This is a genomic window from Marinifilum sp. N1E240 (assembly GCF_009295825.1).
Classification (GTDB): Bacteria; Bacteroidota; Bacteroidia; order Bacteroidales; family Marinifilaceae; genus Marinifilum_A; species Marinifilum_A sediminis.
Genome location: NZ_WHKF01000006.1, coordinates 1 through 21918 on the forward strand (window position 1 = coordinate 1; position 21918 = coordinate 21918).

The window sequence follows — 21918 nt, forward strand, 5'->3', positions numbered from 1 at the left end:
TTTGGCTCAAATAAGAACCTCAATTCTATTTCAAATTAAAAGGATTTTCAATTTTTATGTATCCTTAAAACTGCTATATTTAAAGCTTAATTGAGCAGTTTAATCAGTTTTTAGACAAACTGCCGTTACCTACAAGCTTTAAATGACAAAACTTAAGCAAAATAAAATTCTTGGATTTACACTCTTACTGTTCCTAATCCCATCCGTTGTATTTGCCAATGCAGGCTCACCGATGATGTGGTTTGGTCTTCTCCATATATTAATATTGAATGCTTTTATTGGAATTATTGAAAGTGCTATTATTAAGAAGTTTGGATTTGAAAATAAAGATTGGAAAATAATCGTGGGCAATTATGTATCAATGATCATTGGGCTTTATTATATAGCGCCATATTTTTCAAAAGCCTTCGGTAATAATGATTTTTGGGGTGGACAGACTTATTACGGTCATTATGATCTTAATGGTTTCGTTGCAGGAATGATAATTTCATACTTTGCAACTCTCATTATTGAATATCCTTTCTCTTATTGGGCGCTAAAAAATAAAGAGAAAACACAAAAATTTACAAAAGCATTTTTGATTGCCAATACAATTACAAACGTTGTGATGTTTTTAATTTATTTTTGGATTAATAGTAGTGGTGGACATTGGTAGTTGAAAAGCCAGTAGGTAACATACGCTATATACCATAGGCGGGCAGCGGGTTTGCGAAGGTTTTGTGCTTTTAATGATCAACGGCAAGGTAGCAATTTTAGAATAGTTATAGTTAAATGTAATCCTAAAATAGCTACCTTGCCTTTTTATAAAATTTAAAACATAAATCAACTAAGGCGCCTACGTTACATAGCGCCATCCGTTACAAGCAAGCTTGGTATGGTAAAGGGACATAGTTTACAAAGTTAAAGGCACATAGTTTACACTTTTTAGGTTGTAATTTGGGTTAAAAACAAATTGCTATGCCTTACAAAGAAATAACAATTATGGAACAAGAAGAAATAGTGAAAAAGCTGGTACCCTTTGCAAAACAGAATAAGAATCCATTTTATTCTTGTTTCGACAATGAATACAAATTTCAAATAAAGCAAAGGTAATGCACTAGGGAGACGGAATTTGCGGTATCACATGTCAAACATTTTGAAGATGCTAGACATGTTTAAACTAATATTGAAAAAACTGCAAGCTTGAATAACTTCCATCTTTTCTTATCTAAATCGATCCAAATAATCGGCAGTATTCCCCTGCTCTAGTACTTTTATAAAGTGATTTACACATGAATTTGTTGAAAGAACTCTTCTTTATAGGTATCACCTATTGGGATGTATTTGTCATCAATTCTAATTCTGTTTTTCTCGATACAATCTATGCTATTCATGCTCACAATAAAAGATCGGTGAACGCGAAAAAACTGTTTTTGAGGCAGTAATTCTAATATATTCCTAAAACTCATTAGTGTTAAAATGTGCCCCTCTTTTGTTACAATTTTAAGATAATCTTTTAACCCTTCAATATATAGCACCGAATCGGTCTTAATCTTCACAATTTTATGCTCCGATTTTACAAAGAAGAAATTATTGGCACTCTCCTTTACAGGATGTTCTGCTATTACATGTCTATCCTGATACATTTCTAAAATTTTGTTTATGGCCTTGTAAAACTGATCGAAACCGAATGGTTTAAGCAGGTAATCCATGGTTTTAAATTCGTATCCCTGAATGGCATATTTATCGTAAGCTGTTGTAAAAATAACAAAGGGTTCCTTGTTGAGAATTTTCAGAAAATCTATTCCATTTAAATCTGGCATTTGAATATCTGTAATAATCAGATCAACACAATTGTCTTTCATATACTTAAGAGCTTCAATAGCTGTTTCAAAAGTTTGTTCGAGTTCTAAAGATTCAATCTTATCGGAATAATCCTTAATAATATCCAGTGCAAGAGGTTCATCATCAATTGCTATTGCTCTTATTTTGTTCATATTATCAAACATTTTCAATTTTTAACTCCACACTGTAATCGGTATCGCTTTTTTCGATGTTTAATTTGTGCTTATCAGGGTAAATTAAATCGAGTCGGCGTTGAACATTGTTTAAACCTATACCCCCACATGAATCAACCGATTTGTACTTTTCGGATAACTTATTGCTAACCTTTAAACTGATAGTTTCTGAAGTGAAGTTAATATCAATATCGATAGGTTGTTGACTGGCTGAATGCTTAAAAGCATTTTCGACAAATGGCACAAATAGCATGGGTGCAATTTTTAAACTGTCGTAGTCGCCACTTACCTTATAATTAATCAGGTCTTTGTTAACCATTCTGAGCAATTCAAGTTCAATATAACTGTTCAGGTAATTGATCTCATCTTTGCAATCTACAAAATCGGTATTGCTTTCATAGAGCATATATCGCATAATTCCCGATAATTTAAGAATAGAATCAGCCGTATTATCTGACTTTTTATAAGCCAATGAGTAGATGTTATTGAGTGTGTTAAATAAAAAATGAGGATTAATTTGCTGTCGCAGCAGTGCCATTTCACTTACAAAATTCTGATGTTTTAGTGCATCTTTCTGTTTCTCACTTCGGAACCATTCTACAATAAAGCGGGTAATCACACCGATAAAAGCGAACAAACCTGTTTTAAAAAATGTTAAGAGTGCAAAATCTGAAAACTTTATCTCGCTAATGTTCTTAAATAGTATAATGGAATCATTAAAAAGATATTCGAATAAATAGGCAATAGGAACTTTAATAATCATTAATGTGACTAATGCCAAACTGGAATAAACTACAAAGAGTTTAAAACTTCGCTTTCGCAAAGCGACATTCATAATAAAAATATAATAGAAGTAGATCTGGAATAAAGTAAAGCTAAAGCTTATGATCTTTTTCACATCCCAATAGTAGGTAATGCTTCTATTCTCATCAAGTAAGAGGTAAGGTACTATCATCACCATTAAAATAGCTATCCACACAATAATATGGACCAATATTTCATTCTTATTCCGTTTAATGATATTCATTCTTCTAGCCTACTACTGTTTTATTAAATATTTCTGTTTACCAGTAACAAAGCTAACATTTGCTATCATATTATCATGATATGATCAGATCAAATCTACCAACTCCCTTTTTTAATCTACCAACTGGCAACACCTATTTTGTCGATAAATTATGACCCTTGGTATATCATTTTTTCAGATGGTTTATCAACATGATATACTTGCATAAAAAATAACCAACAAATCATCTTCAATGGAATATTTAATAGAAACCAAAGAACTTAGCTATAGCTATAAAAACAAAGAAGTACTGAACAATGTATCTATACAAGTACCTAAAAATAGTATTTATGGTTTTATTGGTGCAAACGGAGCTGGTAAAACAACGACTATACGGATTCTGCTTAGTCTGTTAAAAGTATCGCAAGGTAAAGTGTCCATATTTGGAAAAGATATCACCTCAGATAGAATCAATATTCTATCACGTATTGGTGCTCTAATCGAAGAGCCATCGGTTTACCAACATTTATCGGGCTACGACAATTTAAAGGTGACTTGCAGGTATTTGGGATTACCCTATTCAAGAATAGATGAAGTGTTGACCATTACTGATTTACTTGCTGATAAAAATCGTAGAGTAAAAGAATATTCCTTAGGAATGCGTCAGCGTTTAAGCATCGCAATGGTTTTGCTTAACGATCCAGACCTGTTGATTTTAGATGAGCCAACCAATGGTCTCGATCCTTCGGGAATTCATGATATGAGAATGCTAATGCAACGCCTTTGCAAGGAACATGGTAAAACCATTTTTGTATCCTCACACTTGCTATCGGAATTGGAAAAAACGGTCACTCATATCGCCGTGATTCACAACAAACAAATTGCATTCCAAGGCTCTATTGATCAGCTCCAACATCAAAGTGAATCGAACCTTATTATTCGAACGTCGAATAATAAGAAAACGCTTAAAACACTTGTTGATTTTGGATATACCGTATTTCTAACTCAGGATGATACATTACGTATCAGTCCCAATTCCGACAGTAATGCCAGTAAAATTAGTAAGGCTGTGATTGAATCTGGCATTGATCTGTATCAATTAACTCACCATCGCGACAACCTCGAAGAAGTCTTCATGGATATTATTGGTCAGAAATAGATAAGCAATAACATTATAAACAACCAAATCAAATACAAATCCTGTCTGAATACAATCGCTAAGACAAGTAAATATAAAATCACATGAAAAATATATTATTAGATATAAGCAGAAGTTACAGAGCCGATTTATTAAAGTTTAAAAATTCAAAAGTTTTATTTATTGCACTTGGCGCACCCCTATTTTTGGTTGCATTATTTTTCACCATCTTACTCTTTAAAGCCAATCAAATAATAGGCGATGCCGACAATGGTTGGATTGTAATGCTCAATCAACTTACAAAAACGGGTTTGGCTCTTTTTTTTCCTCTGTTTATTGTTCTAATTACCTCGTTAATAAGTAGAATTGAATATGATGCCAATGCCTGGAAACAAATTTATACTCTTCCTCTGCATCGAGGAGCTATCTATCTGAGTAAAGTACTAATGACTTCTTCAATAGTTCTGCTTAGCCTGATCTCATTCGGTATATTTTACTATCTGTTTGCCAGTATTCTAACTTTTATTTACCCTGAGATGTTCATCTATAAACCTGAGGTTTTATCCACCTTAATCAATGTTTTACTAATGAGTGGCATAACATCAATCGCTTGGGTTGGCATTCAATTTTGGGCATCCTATCGTTGGAAAAATATGGTTTTACCTCTTGCTTTGGGTATAGTTGGTTTTGTAGCGGGTGCCATTTTATTCAGATGGGAACATGCTACTTACGTGCCCTTCACTCATCTTCTATTTGCATCGAAAGCATTACAAACCGAAACATTTACCTTGATGAACAAAGTCTCCTATTTAAGTGTTGCCTACGGTTCTCTGTTTTTATTAATTGGTTATTTGGAACTAACATTTAAAAAGAGATTTAGCTAAACGTAGAAGTGTTTCCACTATCCGAATAAACAATTGCTCAATATAAACTTATTAACAAAAGCCACCTCTCGGTGGCTTTCTTCATTTCTTAAAACAATGCATCAATAAAGTCCGCAGCATTCCCCTGCTCCAATGCTTTTATAAAAGCAGTGCCGATAATCGCACCATTGGCAAAGCGTGAAGCATGCTGAAAACTGGCTTTATCGTGTATACCAAAGCCAATTAGAGAAGGTATATCTAGCTGAGATACTTTCTGAAAATAGGATTCTCGCTCTTTGCTAGCTTGCAATGCACCACCTGTTGTTGCAGCTGTTGATACCATATACAAAAACCCAGATGCAGCTTTCTCTATTTTCGCCAAACGTTTGTCGGTAGTTTGTGGCGTAACCAACAAAATGTTGTGTACACCTACATCCTCAAATTTAGTTTTGTAATTCTCCTCATATTCCTCCAATGGCAAATCAGGTAAAATTACCCCATCAATTCCCACCTTTTGACATTGTTCCAAAAAGGCATTTACCCCAAACTTGAACACGGTATTCCAGTAGCCCATGAGTATAAGAGGCATTGTAACAGATTTTCTAGCATCCAGTAACTGCTTAAACAAAAGCTGAAGATTCATACCCTTGTCCAGAGCTTGTTTGGCAGCCATTTGTATCACTGGTCCATCGGCCAAAGGATCGGAAAAAGGAATACCAATTTCCACCAAATCCACTCCTTTATCTTGCAAAAGTTGAAGGTTCGGTACTGTATCATTAAGATTCGGATATCCTGCAGGATAATAAATGGAGAGAATATCCCTTTTTTTATTTTGAAATAGTTGATCAATTCTGTTCATAGTTATATTTGTTAGAGACGCACTGCCGTGCGTCTGTACAAAATCCAATTTGCAATTAAGAAAAATGTTTCATGTAGGTTTCCATATCCTTATCGCCTCGCCCAGATAAGTTAAGCACAACGACATCATCGGATTTGAATTCCATTTTTTCAAGAACAGCGAGGGCATGCGCCGATTCCAATGCGGGGATAATCCCTTCCGTTTCAGCCAATACTTTTGCAGCATCCAGTGCTTCCTTGTCGGTTGCCGATAGAAATTCTGCTCTTCCTGATACCGCCAAATGAGCATGTAAAGGACCTACTCCCGGATAATCCAGACCTGCAGAAATGGAGTAAGGTTCGGTAATTTGTCCGTCGTCATCCTGCATCAGCATAGTTTTACTGCCATGAATAAAGCCCACATCGCCAATGGTAATGGTAGCAGCAGTTTCACCACTCTCCACTCCCATTCCTGAAGCCTCAACAGCAACCAGCTTCACATCTTTCTCATCCAGATAATGATAAAATGCCCCGGCAGCATTGCTTCCACCGCCTACGCAGGCAATCATATAGTTGGGATTCGGATTACCATTCTCTTTTTCCAATTGCTCGCGAATTTCTTCGGATATAATGGATTGCAAACGAGTTACCAAATCAGGATATGGATGCGGACCCACCACGGAACCAATCAGGTAAAAGGATTCCGGATTGGCAATCCAGTCACGAATGGCTTCGTTAGTAGCATCTTTCAGGGTTTGATTGCCCGAAATTGCAGGAACTACCTTCGCACCCAGCATTTTCATGCGAGCCACATTTGGTGCCTGACGTTCCACATCTAAAGCACCCATATAGACAATGCATTCCAGGTTAAAGAGGGCACAAACCGTAGCGGTTGCAACACCGTGCTGTCCTGCACCTGTTTCCGCAATAATACGTTTCTTACCCATGTATTTAGCCAGCAAGATTTGCCCAATGGTATTGTTGATTTTATGTGCCCCGGTATGGGTTAAATCTTCTCGCTTCAGGTAGATATTTGTTCCATATCGTTTTGACAAGTTCCCTGCTTTAGTCAATGGAGTTGGTCGTCCCACATAATTATCAAGCAGTCGACTGTAGTCCTTTTTAAACTGCTCCGAGTTTAAAATCTTCAGGTAATTCTCTTGTAATTCATCAACATTGGCTCTCAACAATTCGGGAATGTAAGCTCCACCAAACTCTCCGTAATATCCTCTCTCGTCAACCGCATATTTTGTTTTACTCATCTTAATATTTTCTATTTTCTCTACGAATTTCTCTAGCTGCTCGGCATTCTTCACTGCTGGTTGAATTTCAAAACCTGAGTTCACATCTAAGGCATATAACTTATCGTGAGTGAATTTATTGATTCGTTCATTGTCCTGTGCACCGATTCCACCACTCAGGAAAAATTGGGTCTTCCCTTTGTAATTCTTTAAAATATTCCAATTGAATTTTCGCCCACTACCTCCGTAATTTTTTGTCTTAGTATCAAACAAGAAATAATTGCAGCCCTCTTCATATGTTTTCAAGTTCTCAAACTGAAAGTTCTCATCCACCTGAAATGCTTTAATCACCTCAAAACCTGCACTTTTTACTTGCTTACAAAATTTAGGGGTTTCATTACCGTGTAGTTGTATGGCATCCAGCTGATACTGCTCTCCTATTTGTAGCAATTCATCCAATTCCGTATTCACAAACACCCCAACTTTATGAACGGACTTTGGCAATGCACTTGCACTCTCTGTATTGAATTCAGTGCCAACATATCTCGGTGATTTCGGATAAAATATAAAGCCTGCATAATCGATTGGCAATTGCGACAACTCCTGAATGTTCTTCTTGTATTTTAAACCACAAACTTTAATTTTCATTGCTTTTGATTTTATATGGACACGACATGTCCTATTTTTGAGGACACGCCGTGGCATGTCCCTACGAAATTTGTTTGATGAATTCGGTGCAGGCATCACCAGGTGATTCCTGTTTCATAAAATGTTCGCCCATTAAAAATGCATGGAAACCTTTATTTCTCATTTCTTTTACGATTTTGGCACTGCTCAATCCACTTTCTGCTACTCGAATCATATCTTCGGGTAATTTTGCTGCCAACTGAATCGATTTTTCAGTATCTACGGTAAAATCCTTTAAATTTCGATTGTTGATTCCAACCAAATCGACAAACTTATTGACATGCTCCAACTCCGATTCATCATGTAATTCCAAGAGAACTTCCATGCCCAATTCTTTAGCTATAAAAGCAAAATCCTTACATCGTTGCGGACTTAAAATGGCAGCAATTAACAAAATCACATCGGCACCCATAGCTTTTGATTGATAGATCTGATAAGGATCTACTATGAACTCTTTTCTCAGCAATGGAATGTTCAATTCATTTCTTGCAGCGCTGAAATCCTGAGGTTTAGCACCGAAGAAACTCTCATCGGTCAATACTGAAACCATTGATGCACCAGCTGCCTGGTATTTCTCTACCACATCCTTTGGTTTCGAAAGTCCATTAATCACACCCTTTGATGGCGATTGACGCTTGAATTCGGCTATCACACCTGATGCTCCTTTTTGAGTAATCGATTTCTTTGCAGAATAGCATTTGCGTTTGAAGTTTGGCTCCGTCATCAACTGAAAAATAGGATTTTCCATCTTCTCCACTGCCACTTCAGCCAGCTTACGCTGCACAATTCGATCTAATATATTTGGCTTACTACTCATCACTCTCCTAATTTGTCAAATTCTTTAAAACCTGGTAGGCACTTCCCGAATCCAAGGATTCAACAGCTCTACCCATAGCATCTTCGCGATTGATCTCGGGATGCAAACAATGAATGGCTAATCCTGCATTTCTGGTCACCACAGCATTCTGAGCTTCGTTACCATTCCCCTTCAGGATATCCGTAAAGATTTTTGCCGCCTCTGCAACTGTTTCTCCACCATACAATTCCTCTGGTTGCAACCTTCTTTTCCCCAAATCCTCTGGCTCGAGTAACTCTTCAATTCCATTTCCAATCAACTTTACCTTATCGGTCAGGGAAACCTCATCGTAACCATCAATTCCGTGAATAATCATATACTTTGAATCGGTCTTCTGTAAAAGATACTGGTATAATCTGGCTAGCTCCAAATCAAATACGCCAACAATCTGATGCTTTGGATTTGATGGATTCACTAGTGGTCCCAACATATTAAAGAAGGTTCTCACGCCCAAATCGCGACGAATGGGCGCAATATTCTTCATAGCAGGATTGAACAATGGTGCATGCAAAAAGCAAATCCCAGACCTATCTAAATCACGCTTTAAATCTTCTTCCTTGCTCTTGAATTGATAACCCAAATGTTCAATTACGTTTGATGATCCACAGAATGAAGAAACACCATAGTTACCATGCTTAGTCACCATCTCTCCTGCTCCGGCAACTACAAATGATGCTAGTGTTGAAATATTAAAGGTATTTTTTCCATCACCTCCGGTTCCACACAAATCCACACCATTGTATTCCGAAAGATCTACTGGAATACACAGTTCGAGCAAAGCCTCTCTAAATCCTGTTAGTTCATCAACCGTGATACTTCTCATCATGAAAACGGTTAGAAAAGATGTGATTTGAAATTCGTTAAATTCTCCCTGAGCAATTTGGATCAGCACTTCTTTGGCTTCTTCTCTTTTTAAGGTTTTGTATTCGAATAGATGTTGTAATATATTTTTCATTTTAATTCTAGATTTTTAGATATGAGATTTGAGATATAAGACTAAAAACTTGAAGCTTGAGATTTGGAGCTTGAAGCTTACTTTTTCATCCAATTCTCCATCATCTTCATTCCATCAGGGGTTAACACCGATTCAGGATGAAACTGAACGCCTTCTACATCCAATTCTTTGTGCCGAATTCCCATAATTGCTCCTTCCGAATCACGACAAGTAATCTCTAAACAGTCTGGCAAGTCTTTTTCAACTACATTCCAGGAATGATATCTACCTGCTTTAAATTCAGGTTCAATTCCTTCCAAAACTCCTTTATTCAATTCTGTTCGGTACACCGAGGTACTCACTCCATGATAAACCTGATTCAAATTCTCTATGCTTCCTCCAAAAACCTCAGCTATTGCCTGTTCTCCCAAACACACACCCAGTATCGATTTCGTAGCTGCGTATTCACGAATCACATCTTTCAACACACCAGCTTCATCAGGAATTCCAGGTCCGGGTGATAGCAAAATCTTGTCATATTTAGCAACTTCTCTCAATTCAATTTCACGGTTTCGATACACATCAATATCCTTAGCTCCAAGCTTACGCAGATATTCCACCAAATTGTAGGTAAACGAATCGTAATTGTCTAATACCAATATCCTCATAGCTTAAATGTTTTGTGCCAATTCCATTGCCTTGCGCAATGCAGCCAGTTTGTTACTCACTTCGTTTAACTCACTCTCTTCGTTCGATTTTTCAACCACACCAGCCCCAGCCTGATAGTAAAGTGTATTGTCCTTGCTCATGAAACTTCTGATCATGATGGCTTGGTTCACTTCACCGTTAAATCCCATGGCACCTATACAACCACCGTAAAATCCTCGAGCTGTTGGTTCATATTTATCTATCAGCTCCATTGCGCGGTATTTTGGTGCTCCCGATAAGGTTCCTGCAGGAAAAGTGTCTCCCATCAATTGGAATGGATTGTAATCTGCTGGCAGTTCTCCAGACACCTTAGAAACCAGATGAATCACATGCGAGAAATACTGTACCTCTTTAAAGGTCTCCACTTTAATATTTTGAGCATCTCTACTCAAATCATTTCGAGCCAAATCCACCAACATAACGTGCTCACTTTGCTCTTTTTCATCATTCAATAATTCTTGAGCCAATTGAGCATCTTTTACCGAGTCGCCGGTACGTTTAAAAGTTCCGGCAATAGGATGAATGTAGGCTTTCTGATTTTTGATTTCAATCTGAGCCTCAGGAGATGAACCCATAATTCGGTAAGAACCATAATCGAAATAAAACAAATAAGGCGATGGATTTACTGATCGCAAAGCACGATACAAGTTAAAATCATCACCTTTATAGTTCTGTGAAAACTGACGAGATAAAACAATTTGAAATACATCACCTCTTCTGCAATGCTGTTTGCCCTTGCTTACCATTTCCATATACGATTGATCATCCATATTCGATTGCTCATCACCTTCCAAAGCAAATGTGAAAGCAGGTAGGTTTCTATTTCTCAACAAATCAGAAACTTCACGAATACGCGGCTCTTCCCCATTAGTAACCAACTCAATAATCTTCAAGGTATTGTTGAAGTGATTCACCTCAATAATAAAGCGATACAATGCATAACGCATTTGTGGAATACCTGACTGTTTTTTCTCGGTATTGAATTTTAAATCTTCAAAGTAAGGAACAGAATCATAGGTAGTATAGCCAAAAAGAGCATTGGCTTTCGAAACTTTCTCCTTGTCTTCCAAATCAAATTGATTCACAAAGTTTTTCAGTCTGTTCGAAACAAATCGTTTGCCTTTTCCTATTGCGTCAATATTTGTTTTATCACCAAAGATTTCCTCAGTAAGTATTCCATCTTTCAACTGAATGCTGGCAATTGGATCGAGAGCGATAAATGAACTTGCATTTTCGGGACTATGGTAATCAGAACTTTCCAAAAGAATCGCTCCAGGAAAGCGATCTCTTAATTTCAGATACATACTCACCGGTGTGATGACATCGGCAAGAAGCTCTTTTTTCAGGTATTTAAACTTTATCATGGCTAATGGTTATTTTCAAAATTTGGTATAAAAAAAGCGGTCTACTGAGTTTCAGTAGACCGCTTGCTAGTTCTTTATGTATTTTCGAACTAAATTTTGCACATACGGAGGACACTTCTGCTCATGTTATTTGAGAGATTACAGATGTGCCACCAATATTTGCTATTCAATCCGAACATTATTTTCCGTATTTGTCTTTACAAATCTAATGAATAATTTTTCCAATTTCCAAACCCAATTTTGCAAAACCTACTATTTCATCTGAATTAAACTTAGCTTAATCCATTGATTTTACTGAACATTCAAGACAATATTTTTTTTTTGTAAATTCATTATTTTACAAGTTTCATATCTGTATAAGATAATAAAAATTACCTGGTCTAATGAGGGGTGTGATTTTTGAAAATAGCATTTTTACCATCCTACCATCTCAGATTAGCACCTATTCTAATTATTTTTTTATAAATATTCCGAACACCCTCTTAAGCCCCATGTCAACTGAGAATTCAGATTCTAAATAAAAACTTCTCAAACGTTAACATTACATTAAGATCAAAAAAGAAATTTGCTGGTTAAGAAATAATTCATACATTTGGAACAGAATTAACGCACAAAACAGCGATGAATACAGTAACTACATACATTTCTAACTTTTATTATTTCTGGTTTTACTTTTATCCAAACAGATAACGGCAAGAATTGATATGTAAGGAAACGAACAAAATAAATCAAAAGGTCTTGCCAAACAGGTAAGACCTTTTTTTTATATAAAAAACACTATGAGCAGTACAGCATTCGCATACCGATTTTATTTTTATTATTTCTGGTTTTACACAAATCGGGCGGGATGCCTTATACCTAAACTCAAGTAGAAAAGTATAAAAATCCTGCCCATAACGAGCAGGATTTTTTTTTGATATTAACCACAACCGAAACCAAAATTTTTAACAAAAAAATAAAATGATTCAACCCGCAAACAGAACCCAGGGAGTTAAGGAGTACTATTTCTCAGTTAAACTGAAGGAAATAGCGCGCCTTAACGAGGGGGAAGTAAAAGTTCTCAATCTGGGAATAGGTGATCCGGATCTATCTCCTTCGGAAGATACATGGAACTCATTAAAAGAAGCATGTGTTCATCCAAAGAGTCACGGATATCAAAGTTATCAGGGAATTCCAGCCTTACGTGAAGGTTTTTCAAAATGGTACAAGACGTATTTCGATGTGGAAATCAATCCAGCAAATGAAGTTTTGCCATTAATGGGCTCGAAGGAAGGTATCATGATCACTTCATTGGCATATTTAAACGAAGGCGACGAAATATTAATTCCTGATCCATCCTACCCGACTTATAAGTCTGTGACCAATTTGTTGGGTAGTAAAATTGTTACTTACTCTTTAAATGAAGAGCAAAAATGGCAACCAGATCTGGAAGCTTTGGAACAAAGAGACCTGAGTAAGGTAAAAATGATGTGGATCAATTATCCACACATGCCAACCGGAGCGAGAGCTAGCAGAGAATTATTGGAAAGAATTGTAGCCTTTGGTAGAAAGCACAACATTTTAATTGTAAACGACAATCCTTACAGTTTCATTCTGAACGATGAACCTATGAGTATTATGAGCATTGAAGGAGCAAAAGATTGTTGCCTAGAGCTTAATTCGTTAAGCAAATCACACAATATGCCGGGTTGGAGAGTTGGAATGATTTGTGGAAGTGCTGAAATGCTGGAACCTGTATTGAAAGTAAAAACCAATATGGACTCAGGCATGTTTTATCCGGTTCAACAGGCAGCCATCAAAGCTTTAAATCAGGATAAATCTTGGTACGAAAGCATCAATAAGGTTTACAAAAGCAGAAGAGAATTGGTTTTTAAGCTAATGGATTTAATAGACTGTAAACCGAGTGAAGACCAGAGTGGCATGTTTGTTTGGGCTGCCATTCCCGAAAAGTACAAAGATTGTTACGAGCTAAGTGATGACATTCTGAACAAAGCTAAAGTGTTTATCACACCAGGAGGAATTTTTGGAGAGCAAGGATTAAAGTATATCAGAGTTTCACTTTGTAGTAGTGAAGCAGTACTTGAGGAAGCAATAGAAAGAATTAAAAGAATGTAACAAGCCTCAAGCTACAAGTAACAAGAAAACAAAATATTTTCGCTCTTGAAACTTGACGCATGGAACTTGACGCTATAAATAATAATAATAACAATGATAGTATCAGTAATAGGACTAGGTTTGATAGGAGGATCGATTGCTCTTGATTTAAAGAAAAATGGATTCGCTGATAAGGTGATTGGAGTTGACAACAACCCAATGCATGCTCATACTGCAAAAAAAATGGGTTTAGCTGATGAGATTCAGGATTTGAAAACCGCCGTTACATCATCACATTTGGTGATATTAGCTGTTCCTGTAAATGCCTGTATCCATAGCTTACCTGAAGTTATGGATCTAATTGATCAACAAATTGTAACCGACTTGGGTTCTACTAAAGAGCAGCTGATCAAAACCATAGCCAATCATCCCAAAAGAAAGCATTTTGTGCCAGCCCATCCTATGGCGGGAACAGAATTCTCGGGACCGCAGGCAGCTCACTCAGGATTATTCGATGGGAAATGTTCCATCATCTGTAATCCTGAAGATTCGAACAAAGAAGCAGTAGATATTGTAACCGATATGTTTCATACACTAAACATGAGATGCGTGTATATGGATGCAGAAGTCCACGATAGACAGACAGCATATGTTTCGCACCTGTCGCACATTAGTGCTTTTGCATTATCTTTAACAGTTCTGCACAAAGAGAAGAAAGACAAACACATTTTTGAACTGGCAAGTGGAGGTTTCGACTCAACAGTTCGTTTGGCAAAGAGTTCCGCTGAAATGTGGACTCCTATCTTTCATCAGAACAAGAAAAATGTAGGTAAAGTATTGCAGAAATATATTGATAGCCTTCAACAGTTTAAAGATTTGATTGAAAATGATGATCACGAAGGGGTTGATGATTTAATTAATGAAGCAAATGGTATCAGAAGAGTTTTGGATCAAAAAGAAAGAAACGAACTGGAAACTCTAAAGAACGCGAAAAAAATAAGAAGGGCTTAGATCAAAAGGAGAAAGCAATAAGAACCAATCTTCAAGTATCAAAACTCAAGAAAAAACATAAAAACCAAATAAACCAAATTTTTAATCACTCGACAAAGAGTAAATAAGATTGTAACATGAGCAAAGAATTAAATATAGCAGATCTAAGTAGCTGGCCAATCGAAAATGTGGACAGACCTCTAATCATAGGTGGACCATGTAGCGCTGAAACAGAAGAGCAAGTTTTGGAGACTGCCAAAGGAATTAAAGCAGCTGGAATTCCAATTTTCCGTGCTGGTATCTGGAAACCACGTACTCGTCCGAACAGTTTCGAAGGAATTGGAGCACAAGGGCTAATCTGGTTGCAAAAAGTAAAGGCTGAGACCGGAATGCTAACTGCAACTGAGGTTGCCAATGCAAAGCATGTAGAGTTGGCACTTGGTGCTGGTGTTGACATTCTTTGGATTGGAGCAAGAACCACCGTTAATCCGTTTGCTGTTCAGGAAATTGCTGATGCACTTAGAGGAAAAGATATTCCAGTTTTAGTAAAAAATCCGATCAACCCGGATTTGGAACTTTGGATTGGTGCTATTGAACGTTTAAGTGCTGTTGGAATTACCAAATTGGCTGCCATTCACCGTGGATTCTCAACCTACCAAAAACTGAAGTACAGAAACGATCCTCAGTGGCAAATTCCTATCGAGATGAAACGTAGATTGCCTAATTTGCCAATGTTCTGCGATCCTAGTCATATTACTGGCGACAGAAGTCTTTTAGACGAGGTGACACAAAAGTCCATGGATTTGAACTATGAAGGTTTAATCATTGAATCACACTGCAATCCAACAGAGGCATGGAGTGATGCAAAACAACAGTTAACGCCTAAGTCACTTGAAGAACTTTTAGCTAACTTAGTACTTCGTGATCCGGAAGCTGACAATGAGGTGATCAATAATACATTGGGAGAATTGAGACACTTAATTGATGATTTCGATCAGAAATTACTTGAATTGTTGGAAAACAGAATGCAGGTTGCCAAAACAATCGGACATTACAAAAAGGAAAACAACATTACAGTATTACAAAACAAACGTTGGGGAAATATTCTTGAAAAAAGCCTTGATATTGGAAAAAAGAAAGGATTCAGCGAACAGTTTATCAATAGCTTGTTCAAAGCAATTCACCAGGAATCAATCAACCAGCAGGAAGATATAATGAACGCATAAGAACAGGAACAATGGATATGGGATTCGAGATCAATTCTCCAATCTCATATCTATAATCTGACATCTAAATCTCTTAAGAATGAAAAGCATACACATCGAAAATCAGAACAGTACTATTTTAATTGGTGAATCGTTCCAAAACATTAAAAAGTATTTACCAGAGAAAAAATGTTTCTTGATTTGTGATGAAAATATCTATCATCATTACTCCGATTTCATCAATCAATTCGATTACATTATAATGGGCTGTGGAGAAGGCATTAAAACATGGTCATCTGTAGAGATGATTGCAGAAAAATTGCTTGACAAAGGTGCCGATAGAAACAGTTTTTTGCTTGGAATGGGTGGCGGACTGGTTAGTGATGTAACTGGTTTTGTAGCTTCTATTTTTATGAGAGGATTAGAGTTTGGGTTTATATCAAGTTCTCTGCTATCGCAAGTGGATGCCAGTGTTGGAGGCAAGAATGGGATCAATTTCGGAAAATTGAAAAACATGATTGGCGTGTTTAATCCGCCAAAATTTGTGATTTGTGATCCAATGCTACTTCAGACACTTCCAAAAAGAGAGGTTCGCAGCGGATTTGGAGAAGTAATCAAGCATGCCTTTATCAAAGATGAAAATCTGTTTCAGTTTTTGAAGGCAAACAGAGAAGCTCTACTGAATTTGGACGCTGATTTAATGGAAGATCTGATTTATCGTGCAGTTTCAATCAAAACCAATGTGGTTGAAAGTGATCCTTTTGAAAAAGGAGAACGAAAGAAATTGAATTTCGGTCACACCATTGGTCATACCATTGAGAACAACTCTGATTTAACACACGGAGAAGCAATATCTGTAGGAATGATAATGGCTACTCAACTTTCAGAGAGCATGTGTGATTTATCAGAAGCTGACTCTAAAGAAATTCGAGACATGTTGGAAAGTTTTGAATTGCCTGTTACTACAGAAGTTACGGCAGAAACTATTAACGAATATCTGATTAAAGACAAAAAGAAAAATCGTTCCTCTATCGATTTTATCCTTCTGAACCAAATTGGAGAGGCATGTATAAAAACCATTCCAATTGAAGAACTAAAAACCAAAGTGATTCGCCTTTGTGCCGATCAAAAAAACAAGCCAATAACCACAAAACCATGAGAGTACGAATTCAATCCTCAAAAATAAACGGAAACCTCACTCCTCCCAGCTCCAAAAGCATGATGCAAAGAGCCTTGGCTGCAGCAGCTCTAAGTAAGGGAACTACCATTATTCACAATCCTTGCAAATGCGAAGACGCTGATGCGGCAACAGGAATCATTAAAAAGATGGGTGCTGAGGTCATCAAGGAAAATAATACAATAAGAATAAATAATAAGCAATCTTCCTCACCTTCGAAAGTAATGGTCGGAGAATCTGGTCTTTCTTTGAGAATGTTCTCCCCAATTCTGGCATTAAATCCTGAACCAGTTGAAATCACAGGAAGAGGCAGCATATTAAAACGACCTGTACACAACATTTTAGAGGGGCTGGAGAGTCTTGGTATCGAGTTCGAAAATCCTGGTAAAGGATTACTTCCCTTCAGTTTAAAAGGTGGATACAAAGAAACAACTGCTATCATTGATGGATCATTAGGTTCACAGTTTTTAACTGGTTTACTGATGGCACTTCCTTGTAGAAAAGAAGATACGATATTGGAAGTTAAGAATCTCAAAAGCATTCCTTACATCAACATGACCATTGATCTGTTAAAAGAATTCGGCATTAAGATTGAACATGAAGAATACAAAACCTTCCGAATTAAAGGCAATCAGGAATACAAGGCGGACGAATACACAATTGAAGCGGATTGGAGTTCAGCTGCACCACTGCTTGTAGCAGGTGCCCTTAAAGGAAAAGTTACTTTGAATCATTTGAATCGCTATTCTTATCAGGCTGACATAGCAATTCTTGATGCATTAAAGAAATGTGGCGCTTCTATTCACTGGGAGAAAGATAGTTTAACGGTTCAGAAAAAAGGCTTAAACAGTTTTGAATTTGATGCTACTCATTGTCCGGATTTATTTCCTCCACTGGTTGCACTGGCAGTTCATTGTAATGGTGATAGCAGAATAAAGGGTGTTCACCGTTTGGAGCATAAGGAGAGTAACCGAGGAATTGTATTGCAAAAAGAGTTCGGGAAAATTGGTGTTCCAATTCGAATTGAAGGAGACGAAATGATTATTCCTGGCGGAAGAGTTCGTGGTGGTTTAACCAATAGCAATAACGATCATCGAATTGCAATGGCATTAGCTGTAGCCGCTGTTGGGTCGGAGTATCCCGTAGAGATTGGTCAGCACGATTGTGTCGCAAAATCTTATCCTGATTTCTTTTCAGATTTAAGAAAATTAGGAGCTGGAATAGCCGAGTTCTATTTCAAAAGTCAATTCGTTTAAATTCCAAAACAAATGATAATAGTAAGTGCATGTCTGGTGGGAATCAATTGCCGCTACGATGGAAATGACAATTTAATTCCTGAAATTAAAGAGCTCGTTCTAAGCGGAAATGCAATTGCTCTTTGCCCGGAAGAATTAGGCGGATTGCCTACTCCACGTGTTTCGTGCGAGATTTGTAAAGGTAAGGTGGTGAGCAAGTTGAATGACGATGTTACGGCAGCTTTTCAAGTGGGAGCCGAAAAGGTATTGGCAATAGCCAAAATTTTAGATACCAAAACTGCCATTTTAAAATCAAACAGTCCATCGTGTGGATATGGAATGATTTACGATGGAACATTTTCGGGACAAAAGATAACAGGAAATGGCTTGACAGCAGAATTGTTAGCAAGCAATGGAATTCAAATAAAAAATGAAACTAATTTCAAAGAATAATAATAAATCACGGTTCTATGGAAATTCTGCCGTCATTACATAAAACAAAATCCGGAAAACAAATCCTAATCCGGGAAGCTGTCAAATCAGATGCAAATTCGTTACGAAATTGTATTCTCTCCTATATAAATGGGGTAACTATTCCATTTACAAGAGATGAATTTGATAAGTCTGATACGGAAATTGAGCATTGGATTGAGGAACTGAATTGCAATAAAAACAGTTTATTACTTATTGCCGAAATTAATGGAGAAATTATCGGCAATATTGATGTAACATCCAGCAAAAGAAGTATGCTTAAACATACCGGATACATTGGTATGGGAATACATGAAGACTGGCAAAATAAGGGCATTGGTTCTCTCCTTTTTCAGAAAATGATTGAATGTTACGAAAGAAATAATGAAATGGAGCTTTTATGGCTTCAGGTATTCGGAACCAATACTGCAGGATTGCATATGTATCGTAAATTCGGATTTGAAGAAAGTGGCAGACAAGAAAAATTTATTAAAAGAAATGATGGTAACTATATAGATAATGTTATCATGACAAAAAAATTAACTTAATTTTAAGGCACATAACGATTAACTATCATATTACATGAACAATTTCGGAAGAATTTTCAGACTAAGCATATTTGGTGAGTCGCACGGAAAAGGCGTAGGTATTACTATCGACGGTTGTCCTGCAGGAATATCACTTACAGAGGAAGATTTAATGCAGGATTTAAGCCGGAGAAAAGCTGGTGCTCGTGGTACGACGCCAAGAATCGAAAAAGATTTACCTGCCATATTAAGCGGAACTTTTGAAGGAAAAACTACAGGAGCTCCTTTAATCATCTTGTTTCGTAACAAGAATACCAAATCAAAAGATTACAGAAATTTATTAGATAGTCCGCGTCCTGGTCATGCCGATTTTGTAGCACAACACAAGTTTGGAAAGAATAATGATTATACGGGCGGTGGACATTTTTCGGGACGAATCACCTTAGGAATCGTTGCAGCAGGAGTTGTTGCTAAAAGAATATTAGGTGATGTTACCATTGATGCGAAACTAACTGAAGTTGGTGGCAGAACCGATTTTGATGCTGCCATAGAAGATGCATTGCTTGAGCATGACTCTATTGGAGGAATCGTGGAATGTAAAGCAAACAATTTACCAATTGGCTATGGAGAACCATTTTTCGACTCGGTAGAATCCATGATTTCACATATGGTTTTTGCCATTCCTGCAACAAAAGGAATTGAATTTGGATCTGGCTTTGCTGCTGCACAAATGAAAGGATCGGAACACAACGATAATTTTATTGATGAATCCGGTAAAACCGAAACCAATCACGCGGGTGGTATCAATGGAGGAATCACAAACGGAAACGAATTGGTGTTCCGTGTGGCAATCAAACCAACCTCATCGATAGGTAAACCACAGAGCACAATGAATTTTGCAAAAGGTGAAGTAGAAAGCCTACTGATTGAAGGACGACACGACGCCTGTATCGCATTGCGTATTCCGGTAATCATCGAAGCTGCTGCTGCCATTGCTTTGGCTGATTTAAAATTGTTAGATCAAGCAAGAAGATATTAGGTCACTGCATGTTATATTAGACCTATATGTTTCAATCAATGAAAAGAGATGCCTTTAGGTGTCTCTTTTTTCTTGTTTGGAGCCCTATGTTATCCCCAGGTTAAAACCCGGGCCAAAAGATGATTCTTGCAAATCTTTTTCCAATCTCCTCTGATTTAGCTAAACACATAATAATAAAAAATCTCCATCCTTTTCTAAACAAACTCCTTTTATAGCCTTGGGTTAAAACCCAAGGCAGAGGATAATACTTACAGATTATCATCTAGTTGCTAAGCAACTTTAAAGAGAGATTGTTGAAATCAACTACTAATATGTGTTTTAAGCTTGTTTCCTAAGGTGGGTAAGTGTCGACAAATTGAAGGATATTTTTCTATTAGCTTACGAATTACACCCCTCCCATTGTCTGATTAAATTCAATCATTTTCTATATCCTGGGTTAAAACCCAGAACAAAGGATATTTGCTGCAGATCTTTTTCTCATCCCCTCTGCTTTAGCTGAGGGGTAGGTAAAAGAAATACATCAACACAAATCCTCTTTACAAGCTCCTCATTTTTCCGTAACTTACTTTTTACCTGTTGATTTTTAGAATATTAACTAAAATTAAACCTAAAATGAAGAATTACGGAAATTTATGGAAGTGGTGCGGATTGATACTCTTATTTTCATTTATGGCAATGAAATTATCAGCACAAGAACCACAAGTAAAAAAGAGAATAGCAGTTTTTGTTTTCGAAGATAAAACGGATAAAAGCTGGAGATGGTGGAACAATAAAGGAGTTGGTGCAGGCGTAAGCGATATGTTGACCACTGCCTTGGTAAAATCGGGCAACTACAGGGTAATGGAACGCGCCGAATTGGATAGAATCCTTAACGAACAGGATTTCGGACAAAGCGGAAGAGTAACCCAACAAAGTGCTGCGAAAATTGGACAAGTTTTAGGTGTGGAAATTGCCGTGATAGGTTCTGTGTCGGAATTTGGATACAAAAAAGGAGAAACCGGAGGCGCCATAAAAGGCTTGGGAATAGGAGTTTCCAATCAACAGGCTGTTGTGGGTGTTGATGTAAGAATGGTAAATACAGATACAGGCGAAATTATCACTGCAGAAAATGTTCGCAAGAAAAAATCAGCAAAAGGAATCAAGCTGCGTACCAACAAACTGGCTTTTAAAGATAGGAAAGATTTCGACGAATCTTTGGTTGGTAAAGCTGCCCGTGAAGCCATTGAAGATGTAGTTTCCATGATCGATAACAGTGCCAATAATATTCCATGGCAAGCCAAAGTGATTACTGAAAAAGGTGGCATTGTTTTCATCAACTCAGGAGAAGCTGATGGCTTAAAAGTGGGTGATGTTTTTGCCGTTTACAGCAAAGGTGAAGATTTAATCGATCCCGACACGGGCATATCATTGGGTAGTGTTGATTCCAAAATTGGAGAAATTAAGATCACCGATGCCACAGTTGGTAATGGTAAAGCCTCAAAATGCAGTATTGTTCAGGGATCTGGCTTCGTTAAAGGGAATTTCGTAAGATTAAAATAAAAATAATATA

At 37.1% G+C, this 21918-nt stretch carries 20 protein-coding genes; 12 read left to right on the top strand and 8 right to left on the bottom strand.

What is annotated here, in order from left to right; genetic code table 11:
• The first annotated feature begins 142 nt into the window (after positions 1-142).
• Complete coding sequence (locus tag GCQ56_RS14610; protein WP_152735237.1) at positions 143-655, top strand: hypothetical protein; 513 nt, start codon at positions 143-145, stop codon at positions 653-655.
• Positions 656-1265: 610 nt separating this feature from the next.
• On the opposite strand, the gene GCQ56_RS14615 is transcribed toward GCQ56_RS14610, so the two are convergent.
• Entirely contained in the window at positions 1266-1976 is a 711-nt protein-coding gene (locus GCQ56_RS14615; protein ID WP_152735239.1) for a LytTR family DNA-binding domain-containing protein, read from the bottom strand.
• A gap of 4 nt (positions 1977-1980) precedes the next feature.
• The gene (locus tag GCQ56_RS14620) at positions 1981-3024 is read right to left on the bottom strand and encodes a sensor histidine kinase (RefSeq protein ID WP_152735240.1); all 1044 of its coding nucleotides are present in this window, start codon (positions 3022-3024) and stop codon (positions 1981-1983) included.
• 232 nt (positions 3025-3256) lie between these two features.
• On the opposite strand from GCQ56_RS14620, the gene GCQ56_RS14625 reads away from it, so the two are divergent.
• Both GCQ56_RS14625 and GCQ56_RS14630 read left to right on the top strand, forming a co-directional pair.
• Positions 3257-4162 carry an ABC transporter ATP-binding protein gene (locus GCQ56_RS14625; RefSeq protein WP_152735242.1) on the top strand — a complete coding sequence of 302 codons (906 nt, stop codon included), beginning with the start codon at positions 3257-3259 and terminating at the stop codon, positions 4160-4162.
• 83 nt (positions 4163-4245) lie between these two features.
• Positions 4246-5025, top strand: coding sequence for an ABC transporter permease (locus GCQ56_RS14630; protein WP_152735243.1), 780 nt, complete (start codon positions 4246-4248; stop codon positions 5023-5025).
• Positions 5026-5113: 88 nt separating this feature from the next.
• Here GCQ56_RS14630 and trpA read toward each other — a convergent pair whose 3' ends face one another.
• The 6 genes from trpA to GCQ56_RS14660 form a co-directional block, all read right to left on the bottom strand.
• A complete protein-coding gene (gene trpA / locus GCQ56_RS14635) occupies positions 5114-5863 on the bottom strand; it encodes a tryptophan synthase subunit alpha (RefSeq protein ID WP_152735245.1) in 750 nt (249 codons plus the stop codon).
• A gap of 55 nt (positions 5864-5918) precedes the next feature.
• A complete protein-coding gene (locus tag GCQ56_RS14640; RefSeq protein WP_366139716.1) occupies positions 5919-7826 on the bottom strand; it encodes a bifunctional phosphoribosylanthranilate isomerase/tryptophan synthase subunit beta in 1908 nt (635 codons plus the stop codon).
• Positions 7792-8586 (bottom strand): indole-3-glycerol phosphate synthase TrpC, encoded by a 795-nt coding sequence (gene trpC, locus GCQ56_RS14645; RefSeq protein ID WP_152735248.1) that lies wholly within the window; start codon positions 8584-8586, stop codon positions 7792-7794. Before trpC ends, GCQ56_RS14640 begins: the two co-directional genes overlap by 35 nt.
• Before the next feature lie 7 nt (positions 8587-8593).
• Positions 8594-9580 (bottom strand): anthranilate phosphoribosyltransferase, encoded by a 987-nt coding sequence (gene trpD / locus GCQ56_RS14650; RefSeq protein WP_152735250.1) that lies wholly within the window; start codon positions 9578-9580, stop codon positions 8594-8596.
• 77 nt (positions 9581-9657) lie between these two features.
• Positions 9658-10227: an aminodeoxychorismate/anthranilate synthase component II gene (locus tag GCQ56_RS14655; protein ID WP_152735252.1), complete on the bottom strand. Its 570-nt coding sequence runs from the start codon at positions 10225-10227 to the stop codon at positions 9658-9660.
• 3 nt (positions 10228-10230) lie between these two features.
• Positions 10231-11631: an anthranilate synthase component I family protein gene (locus GCQ56_RS14660; protein WP_152735254.1), complete on the bottom strand. Its 1401-nt coding sequence runs from the start codon at positions 11629-11631 to the stop codon at positions 10231-10233.
• Between the two features lie 960 nt (positions 11632-12591).
• On the opposite strand from GCQ56_RS14660, the gene GCQ56_RS14665 reads away from it, so the two are divergent.
• The 9 genes from GCQ56_RS14665 to GCQ56_RS14705 all read left to right on the top strand — a co-directional run bounded on the left by GCQ56_RS14665 (position 12592) and on the right by GCQ56_RS14705 (position 21908).
• Complete coding sequence (locus tag GCQ56_RS14665) at positions 12592-13746, top strand: pyridoxal phosphate-dependent aminotransferase (RefSeq protein ID WP_152735256.1); 1155 nt, start codon at positions 12592-12594, stop codon at positions 13744-13746.
• Between the two features lie 93 nt (positions 13747-13839).
• Positions 13840-14736, top strand: coding sequence for a prephenate dehydrogenase (locus GCQ56_RS14670; RefSeq protein WP_152735258.1), 897 nt, complete (start codon positions 13840-13842; stop codon positions 14734-14736).
• A 116-nt stretch (positions 14737-14852) separates the two neighbouring features.
• Positions 14853-15941: a bifunctional 3-deoxy-7-phosphoheptulonate synthase/chorismate mutase type II gene (locus tag GCQ56_RS14675; RefSeq protein WP_152735259.1), complete on the top strand. Its 1089-nt coding sequence runs from the start codon at positions 14853-14855 to the stop codon at positions 15939-15941.
• Between the two features lie 79 nt (positions 15942-16020).
• Positions 16021-17079, top strand: coding sequence for a 3-dehydroquinate synthase (gene aroB, locus GCQ56_RS14680; protein ID WP_152735262.1), 1059 nt, complete (start codon positions 16021-16023; stop codon positions 17077-17079).
• A complete protein-coding gene (gene aroA, locus GCQ56_RS14685; protein WP_152735264.1) occupies positions 17076-18353 on the top strand; it encodes a 3-phosphoshikimate 1-carboxyvinyltransferase in 1278 nt (425 codons plus the stop codon). The genes aroB and aroA overlap by 4 nt, the downstream gene beginning before the upstream one ends.
• Before the next feature lie 12 nt (positions 18354-18365).
• Positions 18366-18785 (top strand): DUF523 domain-containing protein, encoded by a 420-nt coding sequence (locus GCQ56_RS14690; RefSeq protein WP_152735266.1) that lies wholly within the window; start codon positions 18366-18368, stop codon positions 18783-18785.
• A gap of 17 nt (positions 18786-18802) precedes the next feature.
• Positions 18803-19351, top strand: a complete 549-nt coding sequence (locus tag GCQ56_RS14695; RefSeq protein WP_152735268.1) for a GNAT family N-acetyltransferase — start codon at positions 18803-18805, stop codon at positions 19349-19351.
• A 34-nt stretch (positions 19352-19385) separates the two neighbouring features.
• On the top strand, positions 19386-20369 hold the full coding sequence (locus GCQ56_RS14700) for a chorismate synthase (RefSeq protein ID WP_152735270.1): 984 nt from the start codon (positions 19386-19388) through the stop codon (positions 20367-20369).
• Between the two features lie 612 nt (positions 20370-20981).
• Positions 20982-21908 carry a CsgG/HfaB family protein gene (locus GCQ56_RS14705; protein ID WP_152735272.1) on the top strand — a complete coding sequence of 309 codons (927 nt, stop codon included), beginning with the start codon at positions 20982-20984 and terminating at the stop codon, positions 21906-21908.
• Positions 21909-21918 lie beyond the last annotated feature (10 nt).